Raw genomic sequence first — 17,198 nt, 5'->3', positions numbered from 1 at the left:
GCAGTTTTATATGGCGAAGTAACCACATGCTCTATTCTTCTGCTGTATCCATGCATCTAGCTGCGGATCTTCACTTTTGTGGGCGGCATATGGGTGGAAATCATTTCGATAACATCCGTTGTCTTATCCTGCATCTGACTTTTAGGAAAAATTGTTGCATTATTTTTCGCCGTATACACAATGATGCTGCGTCCGGTGGATACCGCTTTCAAGCAATCCTCCCATTTCTGACAGGTGGAGCTGTCCCCCTGGGAGATGGTAATGCCGTTCTCATCCAACACATAATGCAGCGGTTCCTTGAAGACCGGATTGTTTACTGCCTGCTGTTTGCTCTTGATATAGAGTGTCCATGGGAGATATAACAGAATCACCACGCCAAGAATCAGATAGATCCAGTACTGTCTCGAGATGCCCACGATCACGCCCAAAGCTCCAATCACTGCTCCCAGAAGTCCGGACACACTGTTGTAGCTGTGCCGCAATAAAAAGTCATATAAATCCCCCGATGTAATCTTCACATCCAATTCTACCATAATGAGTTCTTTCCTTATAATAATGTGACTGCATAGTTACTTGCTATTATAATCCCATCCCCACCATCCGGCGACTGCGCATGGGATTGCATACTATAGAGAACATTATAAATTTTTTCCCATAAAAAAGCAAGTAAAGAACCGCATGGATTCCAATATCTGTGACCTGCGGTTCTTATAGTTTACATTTTATTTAATTATGATTTAACTTTTATCACATATTATTCATGCCGTAATGCTTCGATAGGGCTTAATTTCGCTGCCTTTTTCGCCGGATAAATTCCAAAGAAAATACCTACAGCCGAGGAGAACATACTGGCTCCCAGCACCGTTCCCACACTCACCTTTGCGGTAAATCCAATCAGGCTGCAGATTCCGACGGCTCCTGCCACACCGATCAGAATACCGATCAGGCCGCCCAGCAGGGTAATGATGGCGGATTCCGACAGAAACTGTAACAGGATGGATCCGGTCCTGGCTCCCAGAGATTTCCGGATACCGATCTCTCTGGTACGCTCTGTCACGGATACCAGCATAATGTTCATAACGCCGATACCACCCACCAGCAGGGAGATGGCTGCTACAAATACCACAAAAATGGTGATGTAGCTTAAGATCTGATCCATCTGGCTCATAATATCATTAAAGTTCTGTACTAAGATGGCGTTCTGGCCTCTAACGCCGTGGCGGTTCTCCAACAATCTCACCACATCCTTCGCCACCTGAGAGGCATTTTCCGCACCATCACTGACGATCAGCAGATCCGTATACTCCACATAGAATCCATATCCGTCCGAAATCGTGGAGATGGGTGCCTCCATGGTCACTGTACCGGCTCCTGCCATTCCGAAAAGTTTCGATGCATTGTCCTTACGGATACCAACAATCGTAAATTCCTGTGTCACTCCATACAACGTATAATCAAAGCTCATTCCGATCACATTGGTATTACCAAACAGCGTTTTCGCACTGCTCTCCGTAATGACGCAGACTTTGTTCGCCGTATAATAATCGGAATCTGTAAAATAGCGTCCTTTGATGATCGGATCCTGGTTGCAATATTCCAATCCTGCTTTTCCGAAAGTTGCAGCAGCATCAAAGGTTCCCTTTCTGCCGGTGGCGCTTCCGCTGAAACTCCAGGACGGTGTTACCGCCTTGACATTAGGGACTTTCTCCTGAATGGCATCCATATCCTCTTCGGTAAATATCACTTCCGTACCGTTTTCTGCGGTATCGTTGCTATAAACTGCGATCTGGCCGCCCGCCATAGAATTCAGTTCTCCGTTGATCCCACTTTTCACTCCATTACCTATGGAGATGATCATGATCACCGAAGAGATTCCTATGATAATGCCCAGCATGGTCAGGATCGAACGTCCCTTATTACTGCGGATATTCATCAATGCAATTTTGATGTATTCCCATACTTGTGTCATGGATCCGCCTCCTACTGTTCCATAGGCACAGCCGTTACTGCCATGCCCTCCTCCAGGCTGACACCCGTGAGGCTGTTCACAATGATCTGGTCTTCCTCGGTAATGCCATCCAGGACCTCTGTGTATTCATCGGAGGAGATTCCGCAGGTAATTGCCCTCTTAACTACCATGCCGTTCTCGATCACATAGAGGAAATCTCCGTTTTTATCCGCATTGATCGCTTCTACCGGGATCAACAATGTATCCTGTGCACTGTTGGTATGTACGGTCAGCTTAGCATCCAGTCCGAGGATGATCTTGTCATCCGGGTTGGTCAGATGTACTTCCACGCCTACCATAGGTGTATTGGAAGCGTTCAGTGTTGCCATTCGGTTGATCTTGGCGATCTCACCTTCGTACTTATTGCCGGAGATCGTAATATCTACTTTCTGCCCGATGGCAAGTTTTGCCACATCGGACTTGGAAGCATCAAAGGAAACCTTCACATTCTGGCTGCTCTCCAGCGTGATCAGCTGTGCTCCTTCTGTTACGCTGGCTCCGGAGACACCGGTACACTCCGTTACAATACCGTCAAAGTCCGCAACAATTCCTTTTTTCGCCGCATCGTACTGTTCCTGTGCCTCCTGATAGGTCAGCTGTGCCAGATCCTTATCTGCCGCATAGGCTTGCGACTGATAGCCATTCAGGATCGTTCCCTCACTGCTGCCCTTCTGGCTCTGCATCTCGGCCTTGTAATTTTCACATTCCGTAATATGCTCCTGCACGGTAGCGATCTCATTCTGCATACTCACTACATAATCACTGGAATTAGCAATAGACTGCACGTAAGAATTTCTGGCCTGACTGCTGCTGATATCCTGTAATTCCTTATTGATTTCCTTGGCCCGTTCTGCTGTCACACCGTCCTGCAGTTCTTTGTTTAGGTCTGCCGCTTTTCTGCTCAGATCGTAGCTCTCCTCAGACAGCTGTCTCTGGGTCTCCCTCTGGCTCGTACTCAGTTTATCCTGCAGTTCCTTGAGATATGCCTTGTAATCGGTAAGCTGCTGATCCAACACTGCCAGATTGGTATTGGCCTCATTCAGTTTTGCTGTACTTTTGCTGTTCTCTGTCATAGTACTGTTATAAGAAGCATTACTCTTATCCTGCTGTAAGGACGCCTCCTGCAGGCGCTGCTCCATCTGATCCATGTCGTAGGTCATCAGGACATCCCCTGCCTTGACGGCATCTCCGGCTGCCACATTGATCTCGCTTAATCTTCCGCTGACCGGAGCAAATAAAACGGTCTTTTCCTCACTGGCTACTTTTCCGCTGGTGCTGACATTTTCTTCGATGTCTCCGCGAAATGCATTAGTGGTGCTTACCATCACTCCAGCATTGCCGGAAAACGCACAGCTTACCATGCGTATCACGATCAGTACAATTATGATAGCCGCAATAATAACAGGTGCTTTTTTACGCTTTTTGCCTGGGTTCTTTGCCTTCCGTTCCTTTTTTGCTTCTTTTTGCTTTCTCTTTTCTGCTTTCTTCATTTCCTTGATTTTTTTAGCACTCAGTGCCTGTTCTGTTTTTTCCTGCTGTTCCATGATCCCTCACTTATGATCCTTTCTATATTCATTCATACTCTTATCTTTTCATAATTTGTTAACCGTGACCGGCGGCATGGCATTGCATGTGAAAGATTTATTTTCCACTACGCTCCTGCTGTCTGCAGCTCCTCCACCGGAACGATCTGTCCGGAATCGGATTCCACTTTGCCGTCCTTGATCTTGATCACCCGTTTTGCCTGGGCCGCAATATCATTGTCATGGGTGATCAGGATGACTGTTCTTCCCTCATTATGTAAACCTTTCAGAATATCCATGATCTCTTTTGTGGAATTGGAGTCCAGATTGCCGGTAGGTTCATCCGCCAGGATCACCGGTGGTGCCTGAGCAATAGCTCGGGCAATGGCCACTCTCTGCTGTTGTCCTCCCGACATCTCCGAAGGCTTATGATCCATACGGTGTTCCAGTCCCACCTTTTTCAGTGCTTCTCTGGAAAGCTCCTGACGTACACTTCTGGATACTCCCCGGTAGATCAGTGGCAGTTCTACATTTTCCACCGCAGTCAGATTGGGGATCAGATTGAATCCCTGGAAAATAAAGCCGATCTCCCGGTTGCGGATATCCGACAGTTCATCGTCTGTCAATGCGGATACATCCTGTCCATGGAGCCAATATTCTCCACTGGTGGGCACATCCAGGCATCCCAGCATATTCATCAGCGTGGACTTACCGCTTCCGGAATGTCCGATGATGGCCACAAATTCCTGTTCGTCGATGGTCAGGCTCACATGATCCAATGCCCGCACCTCATTTTCCCCGGGATTGTAAACCTTGCACACATCTTTGATCTCTACTAATGCACTCATTCCTCACATACTCCCATTTCCTGTTACATTTTTGTGTATTCATCTTTGTGTTACTGTACTTTTTGCATAATACAATAATACTATTTGAGTGTCAATACATTTTTATAAGTATTTGCAACTATTCAGCGCCATGCAAAAGGAAAGCTCTGGAAGGGCGATTTTGCGCATGCGGTTCTGAATAGTTATTACAGCTACTATAACAGGGAAATCCGAAAAAAATGTTGGGAAAATTCTAAAGATTTTCTATATTGACAATATGTTCACAAAGTGTTATATTCCATGCATAAGGTAAAGTTCTTCAGGGTTGGGTGCAATTCCCTACTGGCGGTAATAGTTCATCCTTAAGTCCGCGACCCGCAGATGCATTCTGCGGCTGATCCGGTGTGAATCCGGGACCAACAGTACAGTCTGGATGAAAGAAGACGTATCACTTATATTTTTTTGTGATACCCATGCCCCGGAAGCTTGTATTCCGGGGCTTTTTTTGAAGGCTTTCCTTGATTTTTCTCATAGGAAAGGAGTTCTGAAATGAACAAATTAATGCAAACTGTAACTGAAAATGTGGCCTATGTAGTCATCTTCCTGGCGGTCATCGTGGGGTGTTTCCTGGTGGCTGTGGTGCTGGAAAAGAGTGCCCAGAAGAAAAACGGAGTTTCTGAGCCGATCTTCAACACCAGAAAGCTTGCCATGATCGGTATGTTTTCCGCCATCGCCATGATCCTGCATGTGTTGGACTTCCCCATCTTTTTTGCCCCCGGCTTCTATAAAATGGACTTCAGTGAGCTGCCGATTTTAGTCGGTTCCTTTGCTTTCGGTCCCGTAGCAGGTGTCATGATGGAATTCGTGAAGATACTGCTGAAGCTGTGCATAAAAGGTACCTCTACCGCTTTCATCGGCGATCTGGCGAATTTCGTAGTGGGCTGCAGCCTGATCATCCCTGCTTCCGCTGTGTATTCCTTTAAGAAAACTAAGAAAAACGCCATCCTTGCCTGCATTGCCGGTACACTGGTCATGACGATATTCGGTACCGCATTCAATGCCGTATATCTGCTTCCCGCCTTCTCCAAGTTCTACGGAATGCCTCTGGATGCCATCCTGGCAATGGGTACCGAAGTCAATCCGCTGGCAAAGGAAGGCAGCATTGTAAGCTTCGTGGTGGCATGTGTGGCTCCCATGAATCTCATCAAGGGAACGCTGGTCTCTGTTGTGACACTGCTCATCTACAAGCCTTTAAGCCCTATTATCAAAACAGGTCATAAGGCATAATAAAGATCTATTTCACTTTTCGTATCGTTTGGTGTTATTGGTTATAAAATCATAAGAAGAAAGAGGAATAACATTTTGCTGTGTTATCCCTCTTTCTTCTTATGATAATACGATGTTGGAGTCAAAAGCCCCCGACTTTGATGCCTGCGGATTGTTCCGTGCTACGCACTCCCACTTCTCCGCTCCGCTTCGGTCCGTGCTAAACATGTGCCACTGGCACATAGCACCCTACCCTCTATTCGCATATCGTGGGATTATCATCCCACTTTTATGCTCATATCGGGGCGGGTCAAAAGGTCTTTCACCCACTTATGAGCAAGCTCATGTGGGCTTAGACCTTTTGACCCTGGCATCATAATATTACTGCTTCTGGATCTTCATGGTCAGACCGATACGTTTCTTCGCCACATCCACAGTCAATACCTGCACATCCACAATATCTCCGACGCTGACAGCTTCCAGCGGATGCTTGATATAGCGGTCGGTGATCTGGGAGATGTGCACCAGTCCGTCCTGATGGACACCGATATCCACGAACACACCAAAGTCAATGACATTACGCACGGTTCCTTTCAGAATCATGCCGGGCTTTAAATCCTTCATATCCAGAACATCACTGCGCAGGATCGGCTTCGGCATATCGTCTCTGGGATCTCTGCCCGGCTTCTCCAGTTCCTTCAGGATATCTGTCAGCGTGATCTCGCCGATTCCCAGCTCTTCTGCCAGCAGTTTCTTATTCTTAATACGCTTTTCCAGTCCGGAAATATCTTTTGCATCATTTGATGCATTCTGTACTGCCGGTGCATTTTTCTTTGTAGAAGTTTCTGCAGAATTATCAAAGCTCACACCACCCATGGCCGCTGCCAGAGCCTTGCCCATAGCGGTATTGGTATTATGCACTCTTACGGTCTTACCTTTCTGCTCTTCCCGTTTCTTTGCCGTATTGGCTGCATTACTGCCGTTCTTCTGTCCGGAAGCCTGTGCCCCGCTCTTGCCGGAAGCTTTCTTAGCTGCCGCCTGTTTCTGGGCTTCCTTAATGTCCTCCATTGTCAGTCCCAGCTTCGCCATCAGCTGCTCCGCTGCTTCGTAGGATTCGGGATGAACGCTGGTGGCATCCAGAGGATTCTTACCATCCGGGATCCGTAAGAAACCGGCACACTGCTCATATGCCTTAGGTCCCAGCTTCGGCACCTTTAACAACTGCTTTCTGCTTACAAAACGCCCGTTATTTTCTCTGTAATCTACAATATTCTTCGCAATAGTCTTGTTAATGCCGGAGACATATTCCAGAAGGGATGCGGACGCAGTATTCAGATCCACACCGACCTTGTTTACACTGTCCTCCACCACGCCGCTTAAGGCATCGCTTAATTTCTTCTGGTTCATGTCGTGCTGATACTGGCCTACACCGATGGACTTGGGATCGATCTTCACCAGCTCTGCCAGGGGATCCTGTAATCTTCTGGCGATAGATGCAGCACTTCTCTGTCCCACGTCAAAATTAGGAAATTCTTCTGTCGCCAGCTTACTTGCGGAGTATACGGAAGCACCTGCCTCGTTGACGATCACATACTGTACCGGACGATCCAGTTCCTTCAACAGTTCTACGATTACCTGCTCGGACTCTCTGGAGGCTGTACCGTTTCCTACGGAAATTAAATCCACATTATATTTTTTGATCAGTTTCTTCAGTTCAGCTTTGGACTCCTCCACCTTATTCTGCGGTGCGGTAGGATAGATTACCTTCGTATCCAACACTTTTCCGGTAGCATCCACTACCGCGAGCTTACATCCGGTACGGAATGCCGGATCCCAGCCTAAGACCACTTTGCCTGCGATAGGAGGCTGCAGCAACAGCTGCTCTAAGTTTTTACCGAAGACATTGATCGCTCCATCCTCTGCTTTTTCTGTCAGATCGTTACGGATCTCTCTTTCAATAGCGGGTGCTATTAAACGATCGTAGCTGTCTTCCACTGCGGCACAGATTACCGGTGTAGTATATTCATTTTCCTTCGTGATCAGCTTTTTCTCCAGATAACGCAGAATACGTTCCTCCGGTGCATTGACTTTAACAGTCAGTACTTTTTCTGCCTCTCCACGGTTCAATGCCAATACTCTGTGACCTGCGATCTTCTTCACAGGCTCTTCGAAATTGTAATACATCTCGTAGACACTCTGGGCCTTCTCATCCTTCGCCGTACCGGTCACAATGCCTTCCTCTACGGTGATATTGCGGATGTAAAGACGATGATCCGCATCGTCGGAGATCATCTCGGCAATAATATCCTGTGCTCCCTGCAATGCTTCCTCCGGAGTCTTTACTTCTTTTTCTTCGGAAACATACTTTGCTGCCTCGTTAAGCACCGGTTCTGTTGCCTCCTGGCGCAGAATGTATTCTGCCAGAGGTTCCAGCCCCTTCTCCTTTGCAATACTGGCACGGGTCTTTCTCTTGGGTCGATAGGGTCGGTACAGATCCTCTACCACTACCAGCGTCTGAGCTGCCAGAATCTTCTCCTTTAACTCATCGGTAAGTTTTCCCTGTTCCTCGATGCTCTTCAGCACCTGCTCCTTTTTATCTTCCAGACTTCTCAGATAGGTCAGTCTCTCATCGAGATTACGCAGCTGCTCGTCGTTCAGAGATCCGGTGACCTCCTTACGATAACGGGAGATGAAAGGGATGGTATTTCCCTCATCGATCAGCTTCACCGCAGCTTCCACCTGCCATTTTTCTACCTGAAGTTCTTCTTTGATTTTCTGTATAATATCCATAGTTCCTCCTGATGGCCTGTTGCCATTTTGTTTTGCGCATGGATATATTATACTGGAAACCGGAAGTTTTCTCAATGTTTTATCAATCTTTTCATTTTTATTTCATTTGCTTATTACAAGAAAAAATGGTACAGTACTTAATATAAGCGCGGTAGACAAATTCACCACATGCCGCCCGGAAATGAGGCTTTCTATGGATTATTATCAGAATCAGAATAACGAAATGAATCAAAATATACCGCAGATCGATCCGAAATACAGAGGGTTATCGATCGCTTCTATGGTCTGCGGCATCTGTTCCCTGGTATTATGCTGCACAGGACTGCTGTCCATTCCCACCGGTGCTCTGGGCATTCTCTTTGCATTGCTCACCCGGAAAAGAGGGCAACGCATGAACAATATGTGTGTTGCCGGGATCTGGCTGTCCTGTGTGGGACTGGCACTCGGTATCTTCATCACGATCAGCAGCATTGTCACGGTATTTACCGATCCTTCTTATAGGAATATGCTGGATCAGATGTACCAGCAGATGTACGGTGTCGATATGGAAGAATTCTGGCAATCTTACCTGTAAGACATGCCTATGTTTTCCGATGCATTCTGCGGTTACGAAATCAAAACCCGGAGCAGCCGGAATAACCAATAGAACGCAATAATAAAAAGAAAAGAGGATTTCTATGACACAATATACATCCAGAGCCCAACTTAAAGAAAAAGCCAGAGATCAGATGGCAGGGCATTACGGCAATGCCATCCTGCTGTCCATCTGCCGGAGTATGATCGTATTTTCCCTCACCTTCGCCGTCAGCATGACCTTCACTATGATCCTTACCGTACGGACACTTATGGGGGGAAGCGCAGAGACGTCTCTGACGGAATATCTGCTTTTGACAGCCAGTACGACTTTATTATCGATTTTCGCCGGAGTATTTCAGACCGGTATTACATTATTTTATCTGAACACTGCCTGCGGCAGACCTGCTGTGACCGCCAATCTGTTCTACGGTTTCAAATACTTATTCAAAAAATCGCTCGGGATCTCCGCAGTACTGATCCTGCTGAATACGGCATGTACACTTCCGTTTGATATCTGCTATTTTCTCCTGCGGTCAGGGAAAGGCTTTGACGCCATAACCATGGCAATCCTGTGCATTGTGCTTATGGTCATCGGTATGTGTATCTATATTCCGTTATCCCTTGGTTTATCCCAGGCTTACTATTTACTGTTGGATTTCCCCCAGTATAATGCCATGGAGCTGATGAAATTAAGCTTCCGCATTATGAAAGGACATAAATGGGAGCTGTTCTGCTTACAAATGAGTTTCCTGCCGCTGGGATTTCTGTGTTTGCTGAGCTTCGGTATCGGAACTCTGTGGTTGGTGCCATATATGAACATGACCCAGACCTTATATTTCCTGGATCTGATGCAGAACGAGCGCCAATAACGGATATTTATTATGTATAAAAAAACACATTCCATAAGTCAAACGCCTATGGAATGTGTTTTTTATTTTGTCTACTATGAATTCTCTGTCTTCTTATCTCCCTGCACGCTGATCCATTTCAGATAGCCATTGATGAAGATATCCAGTCCGCCATCCAGCACTGCATCCACATTGCCTGTCTCCACATCGGTACGGTGATCCTTGACCAGTGTGTACGGCTGTAATACATAGGAACGGATCTGGTTGCCCCAGCCGATCTCCTTGACTTCGCCGCGGATATCCGACAGCTTCTCGGCATTTGCCTCCTGTTTTAACAGATACAGTTTGGCTTTCAGCATCTGCATTGCCTTATCCTTGTTCTGGAACTGGCTTCGTTCGTTCTGACACTGCACCACTGTTCCCGTCGGGATATGAGTGATACGGATCGCAGATGATGTCTTGTTGATGTGCTGGCCACCGGCACCACTGCTTCGATAAGTATCGATGCGCAGATCCTTCTCATCAATATCCACATCCAGATCTCCTTCGATATCCGGCATAACATCCAGAGATACAAAGGATGTCTGACGCTTACCCTGGGCATTGAAAGGGGAGATACGCACCAGACGGTGTACACCCTTCTCAGACTTCAGATAGCCATAGGCATTCAAACCATTGACCTGGAAAGTCACTGACTTAATCCCGGCCTCATCACCATCCAGATAGTCCAATACTTCGATGGTAAAGCCCTTGCGCTCCGCCCAACGGGTATACATGCGATACAGCATACCGCACCAGTCACAGCTTTCGGTACCGCCGGCACCGGCATTGAGCTTTAAGATTGCATTGTTCTTATCATATTCTCCGGACAATAGGGTACCAATCCTAAGTTCGTCGAATTCCCTGATGAATTCATCCAGTTCTCCTCGGATTTCCGGGATCAGAGACTCATCGTTCTCCTCATATCCCATGTCGATCAGAGTCAGGATATCATCGTACTGTGTAGAAAGCTTATCACACTCTCCCACCGTATCCTTCAGGTTCTTCAGTTCTTTCATTTTCTGGTTGGAACGCTCCGGGTCATCCCAGAATCCGGGAGCCTCCATCTCACGTTCCATTTCTTCGATCCGCTTTGCCTTGTTAGCAAGGTCAAAGTGAATCCCTCACTTCCGCTAAAGGTGTTTCGTAGGACAGAATTTCTGTCTTCATCTGATCTAATTCAACCACTTAACGTCACCTACTTTCTATTCTATTATTTTAATGCTTACTTTTGCAGCTGACAGACTTTCTGTCTGCGTTGCCGCACTGTCTTCCACTGCCATCAGAAAGCATCAGGCTTTCCGTCCGCAGCAGTTCTTGTATTTTTTACCGCTTCCGCAGGGGCAGGGATCATTCGGATAGACCTTTGCATTTTCACGCTTTACAGGTCCCTTCGGCAAGGAATCGTCCTTGTTCGTGCCGGTGATCTTCGCCTGCTGCTCACGCTCTACCTTCTGTTCGATCCTGATATGGAACAGAAGTCTCACAGTTTCTTCCCGGATGTTCTGAGTCATCTCATCGAACATCTCGTAACCGCTCATCTTGTACTCTACCAGAGGATCTCTCTGACCATATGCCTGTAAGCCCACGCCCTGACGCAGCTGCTCCATATCGTCGATGTGATCCATCCACTTACGGTCGATGACCTTCAGCAGAACCACACGCTCCAGCTCACGGATGGCTTCCGGTTCGGGGAACTCGGCTTCTTTTGCTTCGTACAGCTTCACAGCTTCTTCCTTTAACTGCTGCTTTAAGCTGTTCTTCTTGGGCTTCTTCACACGCTCCGGTGTCAGAGGCTGTAACGGGATCGTAGGAATGAGCAGGGTATTTAACTCATTGAAATCCCAGTCGGAGATATCTGCGTCGTCATTGATACAGATATCTACACAGTTCTCGGTAATATCGGTGATCATCTTGTAGATCACATCACGCATGCTCTCGCCGTTCAGTACCCGCAGACGCTCCTCGTAGATAATCTCTCTCTGTTCACTCATGACACGGTCATACTCTAACAGATTCTTACGGATACCGTAGTTGTTGCTCTCGATCTTCTTCTGTGCGGATTCGATGGCATTGGTCAATGCTTTGTGTTCGATCTCCTGTCCCTCAGGGATACCTAAGGTATTGAACATGCTGATCAGGCGCTCGGAACCGAACAGTCTCATCAGATCGTCCTCCAGAGAGATGTAGAACTTGGACTCACCGGGATCTCCCTGACGTCCGGAACGACCACGCAGCTGATTATCAATACGTCTGGACTCATGACGCTCGGTACCGATGATCTTCAGTCCGCCGGCGGCTCTCGCTTCATCATCCAGCTTGATATCCGTACCACGGCCTGCCATGTTGGTAGCGATGGTTACCGCACCGTGTACACCGGCATCGGCTACGATCTCTGCTTCCAGTTCATGGAATTTTGCATTCAGTACCTTGTGCTGGATGCCGCGCTTGGTCAGCATTCTGCTCAGTTCCTCACTGGCTTCGATCGTGATCGTACCTACCAGTACAGGCTGTCCTGTGGCGTGTGCTTCCTCTACCGCATTCACGATAGCGTTCAGCTTCTCTCTCTTCGTCTTGTATACAGCATCCTGCAGATCCTTACGGATAACGGGACGGTTCGTAGGGATCACAACAACATCCATGCCGTAGATCTCACGGAACTCGGTCTCCTCAGTGAGAGCCGTACCGGTCATACCACACTTTTTATCGAATAGATTAAAGAAGTTCTGGAAGGTAATGGATGCCAGCGTCTTACTTTCTCTCTTCACCTTTACATGCTCTTTTGCTTCGATTGCCTGATGCAGACCGTCGGAGTAACGGCGTCCCGGCATGATACGTCCGGTAAATTCATCGACGATCAGTACCTGGTCATCCTTTACCACGTAATCCTTATCACGGAACATCAGATTATGGGCACGTAATGCCAGAATGATGTTGTGCTGGATCTCCAGGTTCTCGGGATCAGCGAAGTTATCAATATGGAAGAATCTCTCAACCTTCTCCATACCTGCTGCGGTCAGGTTAATGATCTTATCCTTCTCGTTAACGACGAAGTCTCCGGTCTCTTCCTGTACCACACCCATAATGGCGTCCATCTTGGTCAGTTCCTGTACATCATCACCGCGCTTCATCTGACGTGCCAGCAGATCACACATTTCATATAAAGCGGTAGACTTGCCGCTCTGTCCGGAAATGATCAGAGGAGTTCTCGCTTCATCGATCAGTACAGAGTCCACCTCATCGATGATGGCATAATGCAATCCGCGCAGAACCAGCTGTTCCTTGTAAATAACCATGTTATCACGCAGATAATCAAATCCCAGTTCGTTGTTGGTAACATAAGTGATATCACACTTGTAAGCTTCCTGTCTCTCCTCGGAGGTCATGCTGTTCAGTACCACGCCGACCTTCAGTCCCAGGAACTCATGTACCTGACCCATCCACTCCGCATCACGCTTCGCCAGATAGTCATTGACGGTAACAACATGGACACCCTTGCCTTCCAAAGCATTCAGATAGGCGGGAAGGGTAGACACCAAAGTCTTACCTTCACCGGTACGCATCTCTGCGATACGTCCCTGATGCAGGATGATACCACCGATCAGCTGTACTCTGTAGTGTTCCATGTTCAGAACACGCTTTGCAGCCTCTCTCACGGTTGCATAAGCCTCCGGAAGCAGATCGTCCAGAGTCTCTCCCTCAGTCAGACGCTTCTTGTACTCCTCGGTCTTACCCCGCAGTTCCTCATCGGAAAGTGCCTGCATCGCAGGGCGGAGTGCCTCAATCTTGTCTACCAGAGGTTCAATACGCTTCAGTTCTCTGGAACTGTGCGTGCCAAATATCTTCTCAATAACGCTCATTTTTTCCTCGTTTCCGCACCCTTTTGACAATAAAATGTCCATGGGTCTTCGCATAATTCAAAGGTTATTGTAGCAGATTTTCCTCTATGTTTCAACCTTTCTGTGCGCCCGTTGCCGTGAAAAGACTGTAAAAATTTTATGAACAGCTCTCTTCATCTATTCTGTCCCGGAAAATTGACAGTCCGGGGAAAAATTATTATAATTGAAATAAGTAAGATTTACGAAAGCACCTGATGATTTTCAGGTTACCGAAAGGCACAAGGATTACGGTCTATGAAGAGATTATCCATCACACAATTGATTCCCGGAATGATTGTTGCAGAAGATGTCTACAATCTGGATCATGAACTTCTGATTCCGAAGGGCACGGTTCTCACGGACAAGCTCATCACGAAGCTGGATCTGTACGGTATTCTCACAATCTTCGCCGAAGATGTACTCCCGGCATCGGATCTTTCTGAAACGGAATCCTCCTACTATGAACGGATCAAAAGTTCTCCGGAATTTCATCTGTTTAAAGAAGATTTTGAGAATGAAGTCGAACTTTTCCGGGAAAATATGAATCTGGTCGTTCAGAAGAATACAGCCCTGGATGTGAAAACTCTGCTGAAAAACACACTTTCCATTGTTTCGAATCATTCCGGCAGCATCAGTATTCTGGATATGCTTCAAAATATGCGGGAATACGATGATTCCACCTATACCCACAGTCTGAATGTGGCACTGATCTGTAATATTCTGGCGGGATGGCTGAAGCTTCCGAAAGAAGACGTGGAACTGGCTACTGCCTGCGGTCTGTTCCATGACATCGGCAAAATGCTGATTCCCTATTCCATCATCGCCAAGCCCGGCAGATTGTCCGAGGAAGAGTTTGCCACGGTAAAAAAACATCCTGCTCTGGGATATGAATTACTGCTGTCTCAGGATGTGGACGTGCATGTGAAAAATGCAGCTCTGATGCACCACGAACGTAGTGACGGCAGCGGTTACCCCTCGAAATTAAAAGGGAACCAGATCGATCCTTATGCACGGATGGTAGCCATTGCGGATGTCTACGATGCCATGACGGCAGCCCGCTGTTACAGAGGACCTTTGTGTCCGTTCTGTGTGATTGAAATGTTCGAAACGGAAGGCTTCCAGAAATACGATGTTTCCATTCTGCTTCCTTTCCTGGAAAACGTGGTAAATTCCTGCCTGCAAAACCGTTGTCTGTTGAACGATGGACGAAAAGTCACAATCATTTACATCAATAAGGAAAAATTGTCCCGCCCTGTAGTACAGTACGGCGAGGAATATATCAATCTGGCAGACCAGCCGGATCTGAAAATTGAAAAGCTGTTGTAAGTTATCATTTGAAAATTATTTTTTACGCACAATTTTGTACCTCACATTGTACTATAATACAAAGCACTAAAGCATATATTATGTGCCAGTGGCACATGTTTAGCACGGATCGAAGCAAAGCGGAGAAATGGGCTTGAAAATACGGAGGTACGGAAAGGTATAGGTATTCTATTTATGTCAGACACAATTCATTTGTATGTAAATATGTCCGGAAATACAATTCCGGGCACTTCTTTTGCCACCATCGGAGAAGCATTGGCTTCCCTGCCGGATGTTCCTGCCTCAGAATCCGGAAAGCAGTTCCCGGCTCCCGTTTCGGAGCTGCCGCCGGTGATCCTGCATATCGGTAAAGGAATTTATCGGGAAAAGCTGGTAATCACCCGTCCGAATATTACTTTTGAGGGTACCGGCTGTGACGAGACGATCCTTGTCTATGGAGATGCTGCCTTCGATCTCATGCCGGAGGGGGATAAGCGAGGTACCTTCCGTACCGCTTCCGTCCGGATCGACACTCATGACTTTACTGCCAGAAACCTGACTTTCCAGAACGATTCCGGCTACGGCCACACCGTAGGGCAGGCACTGGCCGTCTATGTGGACGGTGACCGCAATGCCTTTTATAACTGCCGGTTCTTAGGCAGCCAGGACACGATCTTCGATGCACCTCTGCCGTTAAAAGAGGCTCAGCCCGGCGGATTCAAGGGTCCCGGAGAATTCAAGCCCCGCACGATTGGACGTCATTATTATGAGAATTGTTTTATCCAGGGTGATGTGGATTTCATCTTCGGCAGCGGCATCGCCTGGTTTGAGCATTGTACGATCTACTCGAAGCTTCCCGGAGACCGGATTCCACCGGAAAGTCCGGAGTCTGAAGTAATCTACGGCTATGTGACTGCTGCCTCCACCCCGCAGGAAGAGCCCTACGGCTACGTGTTCCATGAATGCAAATTAGAGAGCGACTGCCCGCCCAATTCCATCTATCTGGGACGTCCCTGGAGAGAATGGGCAAAGACAGTGTTCCTGCACTGTGAACTGGGTGTACATATCCACCCCGCCGGCTGGCAGGACTGGAAAAAGCCCCACGACCACTTCTACTACGGAGAATACAACTCCTACGGCCCCGGCGCCTCCCCTGCCACCCGCGCCGACTTCTCCCACCAACTGACGGATGCGGAAGCTGCGGAGTATACCGTGGAACGGGTGATGAAGGGTTGGGAGCCACAGACATTCTGAACCTTTGCGTGAAATGCTTTTTCGAGAATTCAAACCGTCCGATGCGGTCCATTGTGAAAGGAGTTCCGACATTTATGTATGGAGAAGAATTGTCTCGTCAACTGGCACTGGATTACTGCTGTAGTCCCGCAGATGTTGCTGATTCGAAGAACCATTTTTCAATTTATGCTCCACAGGAAGGACACCGCCGCTTTCAGGAGGCTTTGATCCGTGGCTTGAAAATTGCTGTCGTCAATGGGAAATTATTATTTACCGGTTCCGAAGAAATTGTTGCAGAATGTAGAAAGCGTTATGCCAATGTAACCGGTGAATGGTTCTTCGATGCGAAAAGACTTCGGGAAATAGAAGAACTGCTGTTGCCGTTCCACCTCCGTGTTGCGCAGGCGCATCCTTTTTTTCTGCCGGAAGCCGATGTCATGCCTTCCTCTGGCATTCCTTTGCCATATGCGTCTGATGCTCTCGCCTTCGATTTGATTCGGTATGACCAAAATGCCATTCTGCAGTTCCGAGAAGACAACCGCTTTGATGAGGCATTTGCCTTCGATCCCTATGCCCCGGATGTTCTGGGTATTGCCGCAGCAAAAGACGGACATATCCTTGGCATGGCCGGTGCCAGTGCCGACAGTCCTCTGTTCTGGCAGATTGGTATCAATGTTGATTCCCATGCTGTCGGAATGCATGTGGGTTCTACTCTGGTAAGACTTCTGGCGCAGGATATCATCGCCCAAGGTGCTGTTCCCTATTACGGCACAAGCATGTCACATATTGCCTCCCAACGGGTCGCCCACAGAGCCGGATTTGCTGTGGCGTGGGCGGAATTGGTTGCGGAGGAAATAAAGTAAATGGAAAGTTAGTAAAGAAATGCTATCAAATCCCCGTAGCCC

At 47.6% G+C, this 17,198-nt stretch carries 13 protein-coding genes and 1 riboswitch; of the genes, 6 read left to right on the top strand and 7 right to left on the bottom strand.

Annotated features, from left to right (window positions below):
* Window positions 1-56: 56 nt before the first annotated feature.
* The 4 genes from DW835_RS16135 to DW835_RS16120 form a co-directional block, all read right to left on the bottom strand.
* Window positions 57-533 carry a YcxB family protein gene (locus tag DW835_RS16135; RefSeq protein ID WP_022313092.1) on the bottom strand — a complete coding sequence of 159 codons (477 nt, stop codon included), beginning with the start codon at window positions 531-533 and terminating at the stop codon, window positions 57-59.
* Window positions 534-754: 221 nt separating this feature from the next.
* On the bottom strand, window positions 755-1,969 hold the full coding sequence (locus DW835_RS16130; RefSeq protein ID WP_118731423.1) for an ABC transporter permease: 1,215 nt from the start codon (window positions 1,967-1,969) through the stop codon (window positions 755-757).
* Window positions 1,970-1,980: 11 nt separating this feature from the next.
* Window positions 1,981-3,552: an efflux RND transporter periplasmic adaptor subunit gene (locus tag DW835_RS16125; protein ID WP_118731422.1), complete on the bottom strand. Its 1,572-nt coding sequence runs from the start codon at window positions 3,550-3,552 to the stop codon at window positions 1,981-1,983.
* A gap of 107 nt (window positions 3,553-3,659) precedes the next feature.
* Entirely contained in the window at window positions 3,660-4,379 is a 720-nt protein-coding gene (locus DW835_RS16120) for an ABC transporter ATP-binding protein (protein WP_022313089.1), read from the bottom strand.
* 290 nt (window positions 4,380-4,669) lie between these two features.
* Window positions 4,670-4,807, top strand: a riboswitch (FMN riboswitch).
* A 100-nt stretch (window positions 4,808-4,907) separates the two neighbouring features.
* Between DW835_RS16120 and DW835_RS16115 the strand changes: the two genes are divergently transcribed.
* Window positions 4,908-5,645, top strand: a complete 738-nt coding sequence (locus tag DW835_RS16115; protein WP_022313088.1) for an ECF transporter S component — start codon at window positions 4,908-4,910, stop codon at window positions 5,643-5,645.
* 360 nt (window positions 5,646-6,005) lie between these two features.
* Here the strand turns inward: DW835_RS16115 and DW835_RS16105 are convergent, their stop codons facing one another.
* Window positions 6,006-8,414, bottom strand: coding sequence for a Tex family protein (locus DW835_RS16105; protein ID WP_118731421.1), 2,409 nt, complete (start codon window positions 8,412-8,414; stop codon window positions 6,006-6,008).
* A 193-nt stretch (window positions 8,415-8,607) separates the two neighbouring features.
* Here DW835_RS16105 and DW835_RS16100 point away from each other — a divergent pair, with 193 nt between their 5' ends.
* Both DW835_RS16100 and DW835_RS16095 read left to right on the top strand, forming a co-directional pair.
* Window positions 8,608-8,988, top strand: a complete 381-nt coding sequence (locus DW835_RS16100) for a DUF4190 domain-containing protein (RefSeq protein WP_022313149.1) — start codon at window positions 8,608-8,610, stop codon at window positions 8,986-8,988.
* A gap of 103 nt (window positions 8,989-9,091) precedes the next feature.
* Entirely contained in the window at window positions 9,092-9,859 is a 768-nt protein-coding gene (locus DW835_RS16095) for a DUF975 family protein (protein ID WP_118731420.1), read from the top strand.
* Window positions 9,860-9,933: 74 nt separating this feature from the next.
* Here DW835_RS16095 and prfB read toward each other — a convergent pair.
* Both prfB and secA read right to left on the bottom strand, forming a co-directional pair.
* A protein-coding gene (prfB, locus tag DW835_RS16090; RefSeq protein ID WP_118505378.1) for a peptide chain release factor 2 occupies window positions 9,934-11,065 on the bottom strand; the annotation gives its coding sequence in 2 pieces (ribosomal slippage) (window positions 9,934-10,989 and window positions 10,991-11,065; 1,131 coding nt in all).
* A 104-nt stretch (window positions 11,066-11,169) separates the two neighbouring features.
* Entirely contained in the window at window positions 11,170-13,737 is a 2,568-nt protein-coding gene (secA, locus tag DW835_RS16085) for a preprotein translocase subunit SecA (protein ID WP_118731419.1), read from the bottom strand.
* Window positions 13,738-14,010: 273 nt separating this feature from the next.
* On the opposite strand from secA, the gene DW835_RS16080 reads away from it, so the two are divergent.
* The 3 genes from DW835_RS16080 to DW835_RS16070 all read left to right on the top strand — a co-directional run bounded on the left by DW835_RS16080 (window position 14,011) and on the right by DW835_RS16070 (window position 17,156).
* Entirely contained in the window at window positions 14,011-15,081 is a 1,071-nt protein-coding gene (locus tag DW835_RS16080; protein WP_118669598.1) for an HD-GYP domain-containing protein, read from the top strand.
* A 204-nt stretch (window positions 15,082-15,285) separates the two neighbouring features.
* On the top strand, window positions 15,286-16,314 hold the full coding sequence (locus DW835_RS16075) for a pectinesterase family protein (protein ID WP_118731426.1): 1,029 nt from the start codon (window positions 15,286-15,288) through the stop codon (window positions 16,312-16,314).
* 74 nt (window positions 16,315-16,388) lie between these two features.
* The gene (locus DW835_RS16070) at window positions 16,389-17,156 is read left to right on the top strand and encodes a GNAT family N-acetyltransferase (RefSeq protein WP_118505374.1); all 768 of its coding nucleotides are present in this window, start codon (window positions 16,389-16,391) and stop codon (window positions 17,154-17,156) included.
* Window positions 17,157-17,198: the final 42 nt, after the last annotated feature.

It is taken from the genome of Clostridium sp. AM34-9AC, from assembly GCF_003480225.1.
In the GTDB taxonomy this organism is placed as follows: Bacteria; Bacillota; Clostridia; order Lachnospirales; family Lachnospiraceae; genus Acetatifactor; species Acetatifactor acetigignens.
This window is presented reverse-complemented; position numbering and strand designations above follow the sequence as displayed.

Bases quoted from the DNA above. Each gene is read 5' to 3' on its own strand.
- DW835_RS16070 (WP_118505374.1), top strand. From the start codon at position 16,389: ATGTATGGAGAAGAATTGTCTCGTCAACTGGCACTGGATTACTGCTGT.
- DW835_RS16095 (WP_118731420.1), top strand. From the start codon at position 9,092: ATGACACAATATACATCCAGAGCCCAACTTAAAGAAAAAGCCAGAGAT.
- DW835_RS16125 (WP_118731422.1), bottom strand. From the start codon at position 3,552: ATGGAACAGCAGGAAAAAACAGAACAGGCACTGAGTGCTAAAAAAATC.
- DW835_RS16130 (WP_118731423.1), bottom strand. From the start codon at position 1,969: ATGACACAAGTATGGGAATACATCAAAATTGCATTGATGAATATCCGC.
- DW835_RS16075 (WP_118731426.1), top strand. From the start codon at position 15,286: ATGTCCGGAAATACAATTCCGGGCACTTCTTTTGCCACCATCGGAGAA.
- DW835_RS16100 (WP_022313149.1), top strand. From the start codon at position 8,608: ATGGATTATTATCAGAATCAGAATAACGAAATGAATCAAAATATACCG.
- secA (WP_118731419.1), bottom strand. From the start codon at position 13,737: ATGAGCGTTATTGAGAAGATATTTGGCACGCACAGTTCCAGAGAACTG.
- DW835_RS16115 (WP_022313088.1), top strand. From the start codon at position 4,908: ATGAACAAATTAATGCAAACTGTAACTGAAAATGTGGCCTATGTAGTC.
- DW835_RS16080 (WP_118669598.1), top strand. From the start codon at position 14,011: ATGAAGAGATTATCCATCACACAATTGATTCCCGGAATGATTGTTGCA.
- DW835_RS16105 (WP_118731421.1), bottom strand. From the start codon at position 8,414: ATGGATATTATACAGAAAATCAAAGAAGAACTTCAGGTAGAAAAATGG.
- DW835_RS16120 (WP_022313089.1), bottom strand. From the start codon at position 4,379: ATGAGTGCATTAGTAGAGATCAAAGATGTGTGCAAGGTTTACAATCCC.
- DW835_RS16135 (WP_022313092.1), bottom strand. From the start codon at position 533: ATGGTAGAATTGGATGTGAAGATTACATCGGGGGATTTATATGACTTT.